The organism is Achromobacter sp. SIMBA_011 (genome assembly GCF_046535435.1).
In the GTDB taxonomy this organism is placed as follows: Bacteria; Pseudomonadota; Gammaproteobacteria; order Burkholderiales; family Burkholderiaceae_B; genus Achromobacter; species Achromobacter dolens.
On the sequence record NZ_JAWRWN010000737.1, the window covers coordinates 1 to 259 of the forward strand.

1 pseudogene is annotated in these 259 nt (G+C 61.8%); it reads left to right on the forward strand.

The features are described from left to right. Window positions 1–259, forward strand: a pseudogene (locus SB816_RS32925) (hypothetical protein); the annotation flags it as partial.

The window sequence follows — 259 nt, forward strand, 5'->3', positions numbered from 1 at the left end:
CACGCGTGACGGTGTACCGGCAAGTGCAGTATTTCTTTCTCGGGCTGCTGAGCCAACTGAGTGGTCGAAAGGCCGTGTTGTCGGCCACTGCAACGGCACGTTCGTCGGCGATCGATACGTTCAGCGTCGCTGCGACGCTCGCGAGTCTCAATACGTCGTCTTCCGCGCTGCTCGATTCGTTGCTGACCGGCTTGCTGGGTGCTTCGGCCAACGTCAACGTCGGCCTGGCGAGCTATCAGTCGCTGGCCGTGGCCAACGT